Below are 14,554 nucleotides of genomic sequence, written 5' to 3' on the forward strand. Positions count from 1 at the left end.
TTCTAGCCTACCTTAATAGCATTCGTTTCAATATTATTTAATGCATCATAAATTTCCCCCATGATATGTTTTGACATTAATGGGGATACACTGTTCCCAATCATTCTAAAGCTGTGCCATTTAGTATGATGGAAAACAAACCAATCTGGAAATCCCTGAAGACGGGCGGCTTCTCGAACAGTAATTACTCTTCCTTCTTCTGGATGTAAAGGACGTACAGCCTGATGACTTCCCTTATCACTTCCAGTTCCAGCCCTCAATGTTGGACATAATCCATCCCACAAAAGGCATTTCGATTTACTAACAGGATCAACCATTCCCGGTAATATCGAAGAATATCTTGCTTTAACTTTTGGAGAATGAAGTGTATTAAAAAAACCACTTATTTCACCTATCTTCATTTTATCTATGGCATTTTTCCATCCCATGCCTTTAGGTGGAAGAGATCTCATTTCTTTTGCATATTTTGATAAATTTTCTACATTTACATCTCTATACTTGTGCCAACCGAAATCAGTTATATCATTGTTTTTTGATTTCATTAGTGGTGCGGGAAGATCACTTATCGCATTCCTGACAGTATTTCTCTCATAATTACCAGCTTTGAGCGTCTCACTATTTAATCCACATTCAAACTCTTCAGGAATAAAACCTATAACCACAACCCTGCGTCTTCTCGTTGGTGCACCAAAGTCAGAAGCGTCAATGATCATAGGGTCTAGGACTTGATAATCAGCATCCAATATCTTTAGTGCTGATTTTAATTCATATACGTTTTTCTCATCCATTAAGCCTTCAACATTTTCCATAACAAAAAATTTAGGTTTTATTATATTAACTGTTCTAAAAAAATGTCTCAGAAGTGAACGGCGTGGATCATTAACGTCAGAATGCCCCATTCGGCTGTAGCCTTGACAAGGGGGGCCACCTATTATTCCATCAATTTTCTTTGACAATATTATTGAGTTCCATTCAGATTCTCCCAATAATGAAATATCGCCATTTATAATTTTAGTATTTGGAAAATTGCGGGCATAAGCTGACTGCAAAGTAGCATCTATATCAACAGCGGCTATGACATCAAAGCCTGCTAACTTGGCTCCAAGTCCAAAACCACCACATCCGCAAAAAAGATCTATTACTACGGGTGCTTTGCTCATAACTTTCCTATAAATATCCGTTTGGTAGGGCACTGTTATTCTTTACTATGCCCTTAATATTAAGAGATATTTTAGCAACTTTCTAAACTTATGGGAATATAGATGTGATATTTACATTTCCTTGTGGAGTGGGAAAATCATTTAAAATCAATGGGTAATGTATTTTTGTTGCGTTATCATATTCGAATTTTATGCCTGCTTTTGTAGCATCAACCTGCGCTCATCGAGATGTTCAGCAAGATTGATGTAAGCAGCACGACACTGTTACGCTTCTGATTGCTCATCTGGCACTTAGCAGCGTCCACTGACGGTAATCCAGACTCAATCGGGTATGCAGAAGCAATGACCACGGGGTCTGCATCGTTGTCATAGCACCTTTGATCATGTGTATTATTGATGGTGTTAAATCGACAGCTAGGCATTTGCAAGGCAAGTGGTCCAGTTATCCATTAGTGCCACCAGTTTAGGCCATAAAGTCCTATGTTGATAAGCTACTTTGACGTTGTCTGCCAACTGGTGACTTCAATGACTCTAACACGGTTAGTTAGTAGTTTCGTCAAATCAATCTCGGCATGTTGATCTGAATCCATGCAGTATTTTCATTATCATGCCGCTAGAGCCTTAAATTTCTGCGTCTGAACATAATCACCCCACCATTGCATTAGTGTTGCTCGTTCTGCTAGATACTCGGCACGGTTATAAGCGGCTACGATCTCATCTTTCTTCGAGTGAGCAAGAGCCGCCTCGAGAACTTCTGTTCTGAACTTACCAGACTCCTCTGCTGCTGTTCTGGCGATAGACCGCATACCATGAGCTACCAATTCACCACCGAATCCCATTCTGATTATGGCGGCGTTTGCTGTTTGCTCATGCATATGACTGAGGGGAGCTTTGATGCTGGGGAAAACCCATTCTCTATGACCACTGATAGGGCGCATGTTTTCAAGTATGCGAAGAGCTTCTTTACTCAATGGAACCTTATGTGGGCGTTTCATTTTCATGAATTCTGAAGGGATATTCCAAAATCCGCTCTCTTCATCAATATCACACCATCTTGCCCGAACGGCTTCACCGGGCCTTACCCACGTCAATAATTGCCACTCGATCAGCATACGGGTTTCTAACCGTATAGATGCGTTAGATAAAGCAACCATGAAGCGTGGTAGCTCATCGGGTGGAAGGGCAGGCATGTTTTGCTTCTTAGGCTTACTGAAACGCTGAGCGAGATTGTCGGCAGGATTGAACTCTATAAGCTCTTCCGTGGCAGCATAGCGAAAAATTTCATTCAGGCGAGAAATGATGCGGCGTAGAGTTTCAAGTACACCTCGTTGCTCAATTGGGTCTAGATGCTGCTTGAGCATTTTGGGGCGGATCTCTTTGACAGGAACGTCGCCCAAGCCGGGAAAAATGTTCCGTTCAAGACTACGCCATATATCTTTTGCATAGTCTTCCGTTATTTCAGCGGTTTTTATCTTCTCATCTAACCACTTTCGGGCAACAGCTTGTAGCGTATGCTCCGTGGCATCTTTCAGAGCGTTAGTTTTTTCAGTGATGTGGGCTTGAGGGTCAATACCATTAGCAAGCAAAGACAGATATTCATCACGTAAAGCTCTTGCCTTTGCTAATGAGAGGTGAGGGTAGGTTCCCAAGCTCATCTTAGTGCGCTTCTTGGTCACTGGTACTGGATATCTGAGATACCAGTTCTTCTTCCCTCCTTTTGATGAAGGAGCGATTCGTAGCAGTAGCCCATCACCATCGAAGAGATTGATCTCTTTGTCTGCTGGCTTGGTGTTTTTGATTTCAGTGTCTGTGAGTTTTTTAGTCTGCCTTGCCATGTATTGGACCCTCAAATTATTGGACCCAACCGGTGGGTCCATATAAGGGTCCCATAATGCGTAGCTTCTAGCAATTCTCAGTAGACTTCGCTAGACATGAAAAAGGCCGCAACCCTTGCGAGGTGCGGCCTTGATAGTCTTTAGTAGACTTTGTTTTACTAAAAAGTGGTGGAGCTGGCGGGAGTTGAACCCGCGTCCGAAATTCCTACATCCTCGGTACTACATGCTTAGTCAGTCTTTACATTCGCCTGGCACCTGCGGACGGACACGCCACTACCAAACTAGCCTGATTAGTTTTAACGCTTCAACCCCAGGCAGGGCATCCACGCGATCTCTTTTGGGTTTGACCTCTCTTTGATCCCCGTCTTAAGAGCGGAAGCTAGGGAGAGAGGGCTCAGAGCAGGTTATTAAGCTGCTAAAGCGTAGTTTTCGTCGTTTGCGACTATTTTTTGCGGCTTTTTACGAGGCCAACCGCCCCTCGGCATGCACCTTGGGTTTCGCAAATCCCGTCGAATCCAGAATCAGCCCCAATGTGTTACGTTAAGTATAACAGAGTTGTGACACGCGTGACCAGCCCCCGATTTTCCTTATCTTCAAGGATTTACCGCTCATTTCGCGTGATGGAACGATTTGCTTAAATAGCCAGCAACGAAAGCGGTGTTATCAGGGAACGTTTAGCGGCCTGCATTCTTCATGATACGGGCTTTATCCAGTTGCCACTCACGCTCTTTCAGGTCTGAGCGTTTATCATGCTGTTTCTTACCTTTTGCGACGCCGATTTTCACTTTGCACCAGGCGTTCTTCCAGTACAGTGAAAGCGCGACGACGGTATAACCTTCACGATTGACGCGTCCGTACAGGGAGTCGAGTTCGCGCTGGTTCAGTAGCAGTTTACGGGTGCGAGTGGGGTCGCACACGACGTGCGTTGAGGCGACGGCCATTGGCGTAAAGTTTGCGCCGAACAGATACGCTTCGCCATCCCTGAGAAGGACATAGCTATCGCTAATATTCGCTTTGCCCGCGCGCAGGGATTTAACTTCCCAACCTTGCAGGGCGAGTCCAGCTTCGAACTCTTCTTCAATAAAGTATTCGTGTCGGGCGCGCTTATTCAACGCAATAGTGGCTGAGCCAGGTTTGTGTGCTTTTTTCTTCGTCATAATGCCGCTCAGTATAGGTAATCTGAAATCGAAAAACACCCCATTTCATCCTGCGGGGGATAAGGCGTTATCTTAGCATGAACCTGCGTAGGCCCTGTTGAGGTATAGCGTTTTTTTTACCTGGGGATAAATGGTATTATTTGTTCGATTTACGTTGATGGAAATTGCTATGCCTCAGATTAGCCGGACCGCTTTAGTCCCTTATAGCGCGGAACAGATGTATAAGTTAGTGAATGATGTTCAGTCCTACCCTCAGTTTTTGCCGGGATGTGTCGGCAGCCGTGTGCTGGAATCGACGCCGGGTCAGATGACGGCGGCCGTGGATGTGTCTAAGGCAGGGATCAGCAAAACATTCACGACACGTAACCAGTTGACGAATAACCAGAGCATCCTGATGCATCTGGTCGATGGCCCTTTCAAAAAATTGATTGGCGGGTGGAAATTTACGCCGCTCAGCCAGGAAGCGTGCCGCATCGAGTTCCACCTCGATTTTGAGTTCACCAACAAGTTAATTGAACTGGCGTTTGGCCGCGTCTTTAAAGAGCTGGCTTCTAATATGGTGCAGGCGTTTACCGTTCGGGCCAAAGAGGTTTACAGTGTCGGCTAAAATTGTCGTCGAAGTGGCGTATGCGCTGCCCGAGAAACAGTATTTACAGCGTGTGACGTTGCAGGAAGGCGCGACGGTTGAAGAAGCGATTCGTGCTTCCGGTTTGCTGGAACTGCGCACCGATATCGATCTCGCTAAAAACAAAGTCGGTATCTATAGCCGCCCGACAAAACTTGCCGACGTGGTTCATGACGGCGATCGGGTAGAGATCTATCGACCGCTGATTGCCGATCCGAAAGAGTTGCGCAGACAGCGAGCGGAGAAATCGGCAAATAAATAATCATGGATGCCTGAACGCTTATCAGGCCTGCATTCTTTCGGCAAAGCGGGTTCAGGTTCGTCAATAATTAAAAAAGGTGCCAATGGCACCTTTTTTAACACCAGAAAACAATCTTACTTGTTGTCGGTCAACGCTGGCTTATTGTCGATGTTGGTCAACACGCCGTTGCTGTTAAAGGTCAGCGTTAAGGTTTGTTGCGTTACGCCTTCATGACCCGGTTGCTGACGGAACACATAGAACCATGTGTTAGTGCCAAAAGGATCGGACATCATCGGTGTACCCAAAGCATAAGCAACCTGCTGTTGCGTCATACCGACGCGCACTTTGGCGACATCGTTAGCGGTCAGATAGTTCCCCTGGTTGATGTCAGGGCGGTAAACCACTCGCTCCAGAGTGGAACAGCCTGCGGTCAACATCAGTAGTACTGCTGCGGCAGCAGTCAGCGTTTTACAGCGCATAGTGATTTGATTCCTTTTCGGGCCCGAGCAGTACGCGGCTCATATGTAATATGCCGATGATAATAGACCTTTCACCACTTTAAAACCTTTTGGTGTCGGGTCTTACGGCGATTTTGTTTTGTACTCAGACCTTAAAGGGTCAAAAAAGTTTACGCAGCCAACAGTTCTTTCGCATTTGCGAGGGTATTACGCGTCACTTCGCTGCCGCCAAGTAAACGAGCCAGCTCCTGTAACCGCGAGCGTTTATCCAGCGGTTGCATATGTGTTTCGGTCATGGCGCCGTCCGTTTCTTTGCTGACAAAGAAGTGCTGATGACCACAACCGGCAACTTGCGGAAGGTGGGTGACGCACATTACCTGAGTCGACTCACCTAACTGGCGCAGCAGTTTACCGACAACGGCCGCAGTAGGGCCGCTGATACCGACATCGACTTCATCGAAAATGAGCGCCGGGGTTTCCATTTTACGGGCGGTAATGACCTGGATTGCCAGCGCGATACGGGACAGTTCGCCCCCGGAAGCGACCTTTGCGATTGGCTGCAATGGCTGACCCGGGTTTGTGGTGACTTTAAACTCTACGCGGTCGGCACCGTCGCTGCTCAGATGATGCTCATCAAATTTCACATCAATAGTGAACTGGCCATGCGGCATCGACAGCGCATGCATGCTTTCGGTGATCAACTGCCCCAGTTCCTGCGCGTCATGCTGACGCTGAGTATGCAGCGCTTTTGCCGTCTCCAGCGCCTGCTGGCGATGTTTGTTCACCGCCAGCGTCAGGGTTTCCAGTGAGTCGGCCTGATCGTCAAGCTGCTGCTGTTCTTCGAGCAGTGACTGATAAAACTGCGGCAGCGCTTCCGGGCTGACGTGATGTTTACGCGCCAGTGAAATCTGCTTAGAAATGCGCTGCTCAAGTTCGAACAGGCGATTGGGGTCTAAATCCAGACGGTCGCAATAGTGACGCAGTTCGTCGCTGGCCTCAGTTATCTGGATTGTGGCCTCCTCCAGCATATCCAGAATGCCAGACAGTTTGCTGTCCATGCCCGTTAGTTCGGTGACTAACTGTTTTGCCGTGTACAGCTGGCTTTGCAGATTGACGTCTTCGCCATCAGTAAGCAACGTCAGCGCATTCTGGCTGGTCGTCAGCAACTGGCCGCTGTTTGCCAGTCGTTTATATTCTTCATCAATTTGCTCAAACTCACCGGGCTGCGGGTTAAATTCGTTCAGTTCTTTCAACTGATATTGCAGCAGCTCCATACGTGCGGCGCGTTCCTGGCTTTGCTGTTGATGATGCGCCAGATCGCGGCAGCTTTGATGCCACAGTTGATAGCGTGAGGACATTTCCTGAATCAGAAGCGCTTCGTTGGCGTAGCCGTCGAGCAGGGATTTTTGATGTTCAGACTTGGTCAGTAGCTGATGCGCATGCTGGCCGTGAATTTGAATGAGCAACTGGCCCAGTTCCCGTAACTGGGAGAGAGGCACGGCGGTGCCGTTGATAAAGCCGCGGGAGCGACCGTCGCTGCTAATGACGCGGCGAAGTAAGCACTCACGCCCTTCTTCCAGTTGGTTTTCTTCCAGCCAGCGCAGCGCTGCTGGCGTATCTTTCAGTGAGAAGCGGGCGCACAGGTCTGCGCGGGTTGCTCCCACCCGCACCATGTCGGCGTCTGCACGGCCACCCAGACACAAGCCGAGCGCATCAATCGCAATAGACTTACCCGCGCCGGTTTCACCGGTAATGACGGTCATTCCGCTCTGGAAATCGATCTCAAGTTCACGAACGATAGCAAAATTGCTGATGGTCAGTTGTGCCAACATAGCTGTTTTCCTGTATGAAAAACCATAACTGTAATTACATACAGTATAAACTGGTTTTTTATACAGTAAAGAGGGCGGCGTTAAATTAGAATAATTTTTTTGACCAGCCTAGTTTTGTGCTTAATGTGTTGAAATAACTGTAATCTTTAGGGTGTATCAGGTTCAGATGGTAGTCACAGCGGCGGATCAATACATCTTCGCCTTCCTGTATGGGCAGGGCAATCTGACTGTCGCAACTGATTTCTAGGTCGCTACGGCGGTGTGAGAAACGCAAACGAATCGTGCTGCTGCCGTTAATGACCAACGGGCGTGCGGATAGGGTGTGTGGGAACATCGGCACCAGCGTGATGGCGTCCAGCGACGGCGTCAGAATGGGGCCGCCCGCCGAGAGTGAATAGGCGGTGGAACCGGTCGGCGTGGAGATGATCAGACCATCGGAACGCTGAGAAAAGGCGAAGGTTTCGTCGATATACACTTCAAATTCAATCATGTGCGCCACTTTTCCCGGGTGCAGCACGACTTCATTGATGGCGGTACTGATGCGTTTCTGGCAGTTTTGCTGGCAGACCTGAGCTTCCAGTAAAAAGCGTTTCTCGGCGATATAATGGCCTTCCAGTACGTCCGCGAGTTGTTGCAGGGCGTTGTCCGGGTCAAGGTCGGTCAGGAAGCCGAGATTGCCACGGTTAATGCCGATCACTTTGATGTCATAGCGCGCCAGCGTGCGCGCCGCGCCGAGCATATTGCCATCCCCGCCGACAACGACGGCGAGATCCGCCAGTTGACCAATTTCCGCCAGCGTGCCGGTTTTTACATTTTTCAGCTGTAATTCGTGGGCGATCTGTTGCTCCACGATGACCTCGTAACCTTTTGTGCATAGCCAGCGGTAGAGCATTTCATGTGTCGTCAGTGCAGTGGGGTGACGTGGATGTCCCACAATGCCAATACACTTGAAATGATTGTTCATTTTCTCGAGGTCCTTGTAGCGAAGATTGATGACAATGTGAGTGCTTCCCTTGAAACCCTGAATCTGATCCCCATAATAAGCGAAGTTAGCGAGATGAATGCGAAAAAAAAACGCGGAGAAATTCATGAGTAGTAAAGAACAGAAAACGCCTGAGGGGCAAGCCCCGGAAGAAATTATCATGGATCAGCACGAAGAAGTTGAGGCGGTTGAATCAGACGCTTCTGCTGAGCAGGTGGATCCGCGCGATGAAAAAATTGCGAATCTGGAAGCGCAGCTTGCTGAAGCCCAGAATCGCGAACGTGACAGCGTGTTACGTATCAAAGCGGAAATGGAAAACCTGCGTCGTCGTACCGAGCTGGACGTAGAAAAGGCGCATAAGTTCGCGCTGGAAAAATTCGTCAATGAGCTGTTGCCGGTTATCGATAGCCTGGATCGTGCGCTGGAAGTGGCGGATAAAGCGAATCCAGATATGGCGTCAATGGTCGAAGGCATTGAGCTGACGCTGAAATCCATGCTGGATGTCGTGCGTAAGTTCGGCGTAGAGGTGATTGCTGACACCAACGTACCGCTGGATCCGAACGTGCATCAGGCGATTGCGATGGTGGAGTCTGAGGATGTTACCCCGGGTAACGTGCTGGGCATTATGCAGAAAGGCTATACGCTGAACGGTCGTACTATTCGCGCGGCGATGGTGACGGTGGCGAAGGCGAAAGCGTAATTTGCCATCCGTAGCGCCGGGTGGCGGCATTCGCCGTACCCGGCCTACAACATTATTCTGAGATACTCTCCCGCAACGGCTTCACCGGCAAGACTTTAACCTGCTTAATCATATTGTCCTGGACGTCGAGAATATCGATATCGTACTGGCCAATGCGCACGCGCGTTCCGGCGATGGGGATCTCTTCCAGCGCTTCCAGAATCACGCCGTTTACCGTTCGCGCATCGTCTTCCGGCAGGTGCCAGTTAAAGGCTTTGTTGATTTCCCGCACGTTGGCGCTGCCGTCGATAATCACTGAACCGTCATTCTGCGGCGTGACCTCTTCCGCCAGCGTTGGCGACATCGAGGTAGTGAAGTCGCCGACAATCTCTTCCAGAATATCTTCGACCGTCACCAGCCCCTGAATATCCCCGTATTCGTTGACCACCAGCCCGACTTTCTTTTTATTACGCTGAAATTTTACCAGCTGCGTGCTGAGCGGCGTGCCTTCCGGGATGAAGTAGATCTCATCGGCGGCGCGCAGCATGGTCTCTTTAGTGAACTCTTTTTTCTCGGACATTAACCGCCAGGCTTCGCGCACGCGCAGCATGCTGATGGCGTCATCCAGCGAGTCGCGGTAAAGCACAATGCGCCCGTGCGGCGAGTGAGAAAGCTGGCGGACGATCGACTTCCAGTCGTCATTGATATCAATGCCGATAATTTCGTTGCGCGGCACCATGATGTCATCCACGCTGACCTTTTCCAGATCCAGCACTGAGAGCAGCATGTCCTGGTTGCGGCGGGAGATTTGCGAGCGGGATTCATTCACGAGCGTGCGCAGTTCGTCTTTACTCAGAGAGCCGCTGATGACGATATCCGTTTTAATGCCCATCATACGCATCAGCAGCCGGGTAATGGTGTTAAGCAACCAGACCAGCGGCATCATCAGCACCTGCAAAGGCGCCAGCAGAAAACTGCTGGGGTAGGCCACTTTTTCCGGGTACAGCGCGGCGATGGTTTTCGGCAGCACTTCCGCAAATACGAGGACGACAAACGTCAGTACGCCGGTGGCAATCGCCACGCCCGCATCGCCGTACAGACGCATACCGACGATGGTGCCGATGGCTGAGGCGAGAATATTGACCAGGTTATTACCGATCAGAACCAGGCTTATCAGTCGGTCCGGCTTGCGCAGTAGTTTTTCCACGCGCTTTGCCGGACGGTTACCCTGTTTTGCCAGGTGGCGAAGACGATAGCGGTTCAGCGTCATCATGCCGGTTTCGGAACCGGAAAAATAGGCTGAAATAACCACCATGATGATCAGTGTGACGATCAGCGTGGTAGTGGAGATATGTTCCAGGGGGTGCTCCTTTAAGACTTAGCTTACAAACTGCTGTAATACGCGGCTGCCGAAATAGGCCAGCGTCAGAATGCCTGCGCCCGCGACGTTAAACCATACGACCCGACGTCCGCGCCAGCCTTCGTGGTAATGTCCCCACAACAGAACAATATAGACAAACCATGCCACGATAGAGAGAACGGCTTTGTCGATATTTTCCATGCTGAACAGGTTATGCATGTAAAACAGGCCAGTACACAGCGTGAGCGTCAGCAGCACCACGCCAATCTGCGTGATGTGAAACATTTTGCGCTCAATGCTCATCAGCGGGGGCATTTCATTACTGAACGCCAGCTTTTTGTTTTTGAGCTGATAGTCGATCCATGCCAGCTGCAACGCATACAGCGCGGCAATGATCAATGTGGCGTAAGCGAACAGCGACAGGCCGATGTGTATCATCATACCTGGCGTGGCTTCGAGGTGGGTGATGTACTCGTTCGGCATGAACGTGGCGAAGGCCAGGTTAATTAACGCAAAGGCGTAGACAACAGGCAGCAGCAGCCAGCCGCGATTGCGTGAAGCGACAATTGTCATGACGGTACAAATCATCAGGCTGACCAGCGAACCGACGTTCAGCAGGCTCAGGTTTTGACCGCTTTCGCCGCCGGGCAGGATTCGGGCTTCCAGCGCAAAAGCATGGCACACCAGCGCGATGACCGCAGAAAGGATAGCCATACGCCGCCAGCCGCTGTTTTTTTGCAGCAAAGCAGGAACGATCAGCGCGAGGCTGATGGAATAGGCGACAAGAGCGAGTAAAGCAAAAACGGGCATAGGAGTGTCGACAGTTGGCCAGTGAGAGAGAAGCAGTATAGCGTTACGTGACCGCTGCTCCAACCGTTGCATAACAACAAAGGCGGCTTCATGTTATACTGCGACAAAATTCTGTATATGTGTCGCGCTAGCGACCAACCGTTTCCACCCCAGGCGAGAGACAATGTTTGATAATTTAACCGATCGTTTGTCGCGCACGCTGCGCAATATCAGTGGCCGTGGACGCCTTACTGAAGACAACGTTAAAGAGACGCTGCGCGAAGTGCGCATGGCGCTGCTGGAGGCTGACGTTGCGCTTCCTGTAGTGCGAGAGTTTATCAATCGCGTAAAAGAGAAAGCGGTTGGTCATGAAGTTAACAAGAGCCTGACGCCGGGGCAGGAGTTCGTCAAGATTGTGCGCAACGAACTGGTTGCGGCGATGGGCGAAGAGAACCAGACCCTGAATCTGGCCGCGCAGCCGCCGGCCGTCGTGCTGATGGCGGGCTTGCAGGGCGCCGGTAAAACCACCAGCGTCGGTAAGCTGGGTAAATTCCTGCGCGAGAAGCACAAGAAGAAAGTGCTGGTCGTCTCTGCCGACGTTTATCGCCCGGCGGCGATCAAACAGCTGGAAACCCTGGCGCAGCAGGTTGACGTCGATTTCTTCCCGTCTGACGTCGGTCAGAAGCCGGTTGATATCGTCAATGCCGCGCTGAAAGAAGCGAAACTCAAATTCTACGACGTGCTGCTGGTGGATACCGCCGGTCGCCTGCATGTCGATGAAGCGATGATGGACGAAATCAAACAGGTCCACGCTTCTATTAATCCGGTAGAGACCCTGTTTGTCGTCGATGCGATGACCGGTCAGGATGCCGCGAATACCGCGAAAGCGTTTAACGAAGCGCTGCCGTTGACCGGCGTGGTACTGACGAAAGTCGACGGTGACGCCCGTGGCGGTGCCGCGCTCTCTATTCGTCATATCACCGGCAAGCCGATTAAATTCCTCGGCGTTGGCGAGAAAACCGAAGCGCTGGAGCCGTTCCACCCGGATCGTATCGCGTCCCGTATTCTCGGCATGGGCGACGTGCTGTCGCTGATCGAAGATATTGAAAGCAAAGTTGACCGCGCGCAGGCTGAGAAATTAGCCAGCAAACTGAAAAAAGGCGACGGCTTTGATCTGAACGATTTCCTCGAACAGCTCAACCAGATGAAAAACATGGGCGGTATGGCGAGCCTGATGGGCAAGCTGCCGGGCATGGGCCAGATTCCTGACAACGTGAAATCGCAGATGGATGACAAGGTGCTGGTGCGGATGGAGGCGATCATCAACTCGATGACGCTGAAAGAGCGCGCGAAGCCAGAAATCATCAAAGGTTCCCGTAAACGCCGTATCGCAGCCGGTTGTGGCATGCAGGTACAGGACGTTAACCGTCTTCTGAAACAGTTCGACGACATGCAGCGCATGATGAAGAAAATGAAGAAAGGCGGGATGGCGAAGATGATGCGTGGCATGAAGGGTATGATGCCGCCAGGCTTCCCGGGTCGTTAATCAGCCTGGCTTGTTTGCCATTTCGGCACCGGGGTGTGCTCGCCATCCTCACGTACTGCGTGTACGCTCCGGTGGCTGCGCGCACACCGGCACCGAACTGCCTGCACCGCCGACGGCCTTTTATAGCAGAGTTATCAACTGCTGATTGCATTTTCCCCAGAAATCAGTAAAATTTTCGGGCTTTTAATATGACACCCGGGCTCCGTTCCTCGATGGGGCCTGGGTGTTTTATTCACACAAGAGGATGTTATGGTTACTATTCGTTTAGCTCGTCACGGCGCTAAAAAGCGTCCGTTCTACCAGGTTGTTGTTACCGACAGCCGTAATGCACGCAACGGTCGCTTCATTGAGCGCGTTGGCTTCTTCAACCCGATCGCCAGCGAAAAAGAAGAAGGCACCCGCCTGGATCTGGATCGCATCGCTCACTGGGTTGGCCAGGGCGCGACTATTTCTGATCGCGTTGCAGCGCTGATCAAAGCAGCAAACAAAGCAGCTTAATCTGTCACGGTGGTCATGATGAGCAAGCAACTCACTGCGCAAGCGCCCGTTGAACCCATCGTTTTGGGGAAAATGGGGTCGTCTTACGGTATTCGTGGGTGGCTCAGAGTGTTTTCTTCCACCGAAGACGCCGAAAGCATTTTTGACTATCAGCCCTGGTTTATCCAGAAGGCGGGTCAGTGGCAGCAAGTACAGTTGGAAAGCTGGAAGCACCACAATCAGGATCTGATCATCAAGCTGAAAGGCGTTGACGATCGTGATTCGGCGAATCTACTGACTAATTGCGAAATTGTCGTGGATTCCTCGCAGTTGCCTGCGCTGGAAGATGGTTCCTACTACTGGAAAGACCTTATGGGCTGCCAGGTAGTGACCACTGAAGGCTACGATCTCGGTAAAGTCGTCGATATGATGGAAACCGGTTCGAATGACGTCATCGTCATCAAGGCAAACCTGAAAGATGCGTTTGGTATCAAGGAACGTCTTGTGCCGTTCCTCGATGGGCAGGTTATCAAGAAAGTCGATCTCGCTACTCGTACTATCGAAGTAGATTGGGATCCTGGTTTTTAAACCACCGGATAAACGGTAAAAGTCGGCGTTATGGGGATTGGCTTGTGTTTATAGGTATCGTTAGCCTGTTTCCTGAAATGTTCCGCGCAATTACCGATTACGGGGTAACTGGCCGGGCAGTAAAAAATGGCCTGCTGAGCATCCAGAGCTGGAGTCCTCGTGACTTCACGCATGACCGGCACCGTACCGTGGACGATCGTCCTTACGGCGGCGGACCGGGGATGTTAATGATGGTGCAACCCTTGCGGGACGCCATTCATGCAGCAAAAAGCGCGGCGGGTGAAGGCGCTAAGGTGATCTATCTGTCACCTCAGGGACGCAAGCTTGATCAAGCGGGCGTCAGCGAACTGGCAACGAATCAGAAACTGATTCTGGTGTGCGGTCGCTACGAAGGAATAGATGAGCGCGTGATTCAAACCGAAATTGACGAAGAATGGTCAATCGGCGATTACGTACTCAGTGGTGGTGAGTTACCAGCAATGACGCTGATTGACTCCGTTTCCCGGTTCATTCCGGGGGTTCTGGGTCATGAGGCTTCGGCAATCGAAGATTCCTTTGCCGATGGATTACTGGACTGTCCACACTATACTCGACCTGAAGTGTTGGAAGGGATGGAAGTACCGGCAGTATTGCTGTCAGGAAACCATGCTGAGATACGTCGCTGGCGTTTGAAACAGTCGCTGGGCCGAACCTGGCTTAGAAGACCTGAACTTCTGGAAAACCTGGCTCTGACTGAAGAGCAAGCAAGGTTGCTGGCGGAGTTCAAAACGGAACACGCACAACAGCAACATAAACATGATGGGCTGGTCTGAGACCCCCAAATAT

Annotated in this window: 15 protein-coding genes, 1 other RNA gene and 1 pseudogene; 7 read left to right on the plus strand and 10 right to left on the minus strand. The window is 50.4% G+C overall.

Going from position 1 to position 14,554, the window contains the following annotated elements; translation table 11 throughout:
- Positions 1 to 2: 2 nt before the first annotated feature.
- From OGV83_RS01315 to smpB, 5 genes and pseudogenes are all read right to left on the minus strand, one after another.
- Positions 3 to 1,160, minus strand: a complete 1,158-nt coding sequence (locus OGV83_RS01315) for a DNA cytosine methyltransferase (RefSeq protein ID WP_021535603.1) — start codon at positions 1,158 to 1,160, stop codon at positions 3 to 5.
- Positions 1,161 to 1,361: 201 nt separating this feature from the next.
- Positions 1,362 to 1,492, minus strand: a pseudogene (locus tag OGV83_RS21590) (tyrosine-type recombinase/integrase); the annotation flags it as partial.
- A gap of 273 nt (positions 1,493 to 1,765) precedes the next feature.
- Positions 1,766 to 2,995 carry an integrase domain-containing protein gene (locus OGV83_RS01325; protein ID WP_001438852.1) on the minus strand — a complete coding sequence of 410 codons (1,230 nt, stop codon included), beginning with the start codon at positions 2,993 to 2,995 and terminating at the stop codon, positions 1,766 to 1,768.
- A 166-nt stretch (positions 2,996 to 3,161) separates the two neighbouring features.
- Positions 3,162 to 3,524: a transfer-messenger RNA gene (gene ssrA / locus OGV83_RS01330) on the minus strand.
- 145 nt (positions 3,525 to 3,669) lie between these two features.
- Positions 3,670 to 4,152 (minus strand): SsrA-binding protein SmpB, encoded by a 483-nt coding sequence (gene smpB / locus OGV83_RS01335; protein ID WP_012134708.1) that lies wholly within the window; start codon positions 4,150 to 4,152, stop codon positions 3,670 to 3,672.
- Positions 4,153 to 4,321: 169 nt separating this feature from the next.
- Here smpB and ratA point away from each other — a divergent pair, with 169 nt between their 5' ends.
- Positions 4,322 to 4,759, plus strand: coding sequence for a type II toxin-antitoxin system toxin RatA (ratA, locus tag OGV83_RS01340; RefSeq protein WP_024130854.1), 438 nt, complete (start codon positions 4,322 to 4,324; stop codon positions 4,757 to 4,759).
- Positions 4,749 to 5,039, plus strand: a complete 291-nt coding sequence (locus OGV83_RS01345; protein ID WP_012134706.1) for an RnfH family protein — start codon at positions 4,749 to 4,751, stop codon at positions 5,037 to 5,039. Before ratA ends, OGV83_RS01345 begins: the two co-directional genes overlap by 11 nt.
- A 113-nt stretch (positions 5,040 to 5,152) precedes the next feature.
- Here the strand turns inward: OGV83_RS01345 and bamE are convergent, their stop codons facing one another.
- From bamE to nadK, 3 genes are all read right to left on the minus strand, one after another.
- Positions 5,153 to 5,497, minus strand: coding sequence for an outer membrane protein assembly factor BamE (gene bamE / locus OGV83_RS01350; protein ID WP_012134705.1), 345 nt, complete (start codon positions 5,495 to 5,497; stop codon positions 5,153 to 5,155).
- 149 nt (positions 5,498 to 5,646) lie between these two features.
- Entirely contained in the window at positions 5,647 to 7,308 is a 1,662-nt protein-coding gene (recN, locus tag OGV83_RS01355) for a DNA repair protein RecN (RefSeq protein WP_115625823.1), read from the minus strand.
- Positions 7,309 to 7,393: 85 nt separating this feature from the next.
- Entirely contained in the window at positions 7,394 to 8,272 is an 879-nt protein-coding gene (gene nadK, locus OGV83_RS01360) for an NAD(+) kinase (RefSeq protein WP_024130853.1), read from the minus strand.
- Between the two features lie 124 nt (positions 8,273 to 8,396).
- On the opposite strand from nadK, the gene grpE reads away from it, so the two are divergent.
- Positions 8,397 to 8,990, plus strand: coding sequence for a nucleotide exchange factor GrpE (grpE, locus tag OGV83_RS01365; protein WP_024130852.1), 594 nt, complete (start codon positions 8,397 to 8,399; stop codon positions 8,988 to 8,990).
- Positions 8,991 to 9,042: 52 nt separating this feature from the next.
- Here grpE and OGV83_RS01370 read toward each other — a convergent pair whose 3' ends face one another.
- Together OGV83_RS01370 and OGV83_RS01375 are read right to left on the minus strand one after the other, a co-directional pair.
- A complete protein-coding gene (locus tag OGV83_RS01370; RefSeq protein WP_047461874.1) occupies positions 9,043 to 10,329 on the minus strand; it encodes an HlyC/CorC family transporter in 1,287 nt (428 codons plus the stop codon).
- 18 nt (positions 10,330 to 10,347) lie between these two features.
- Positions 10,348 to 11,139 carry a cytochrome C assembly family protein gene (locus tag OGV83_RS01375; RefSeq protein WP_114848789.1) on the minus strand — a complete coding sequence of 264 codons (792 nt, stop codon included), beginning with the start codon at positions 11,137 to 11,139 and terminating at the stop codon, positions 10,348 to 10,350.
- 163 nt (positions 11,140 to 11,302) lie between these two features.
- On the opposite strand from OGV83_RS01375, the gene ffh reads away from it, so the two are divergent.
- The 4 genes from ffh (at position 11,303) to trmD (ending at position 14,541) form a co-directional block, all read left to right on the plus strand.
- On the plus strand, positions 11,303 to 12,664 hold the full coding sequence (gene ffh, locus OGV83_RS01380) for a signal recognition particle protein (RefSeq protein WP_012134699.1): 1,362 nt from the start codon (positions 11,303 to 11,305) through the stop codon (positions 12,662 to 12,664).
- Between the two features lie 249 nt (positions 12,665 to 12,913).
- A complete protein-coding gene (gene rpsP / locus OGV83_RS01385) occupies positions 12,914 to 13,162 on the plus strand; it encodes a 30S ribosomal protein S16 (protein ID WP_012134698.1) in 249 nt (82 codons plus the stop codon).
- An 18-nt stretch (positions 13,163 to 13,180) separates the two neighbouring features.
- Positions 13,181 to 13,729 (plus strand): ribosome maturation factor RimM, encoded by a 549-nt coding sequence (gene rimM / locus OGV83_RS01390; RefSeq protein WP_024130851.1) that lies wholly within the window; start codon positions 13,181 to 13,183, stop codon positions 13,727 to 13,729.
- Positions 13,730 to 13,773: 44 nt separating this feature from the next.
- Positions 13,774 to 14,541 (plus strand): tRNA (guanosine(37)-N1)-methyltransferase TrmD, encoded by a 768-nt coding sequence (trmD, locus tag OGV83_RS01395; protein ID WP_024130850.1) that lies wholly within the window; start codon positions 13,774 to 13,776, stop codon positions 14,539 to 14,541.
- Positions 14,542 to 14,554 lie beyond the last annotated feature (13 nt).

It is taken from the genome of Citrobacter sp. CK189, assembly GCF_030333505.1.
GTDB classification, from domain to species: Bacteria; Pseudomonadota; Gammaproteobacteria; order Enterobacterales; family Enterobacteriaceae; genus Citrobacter_B; species Citrobacter_B koseri.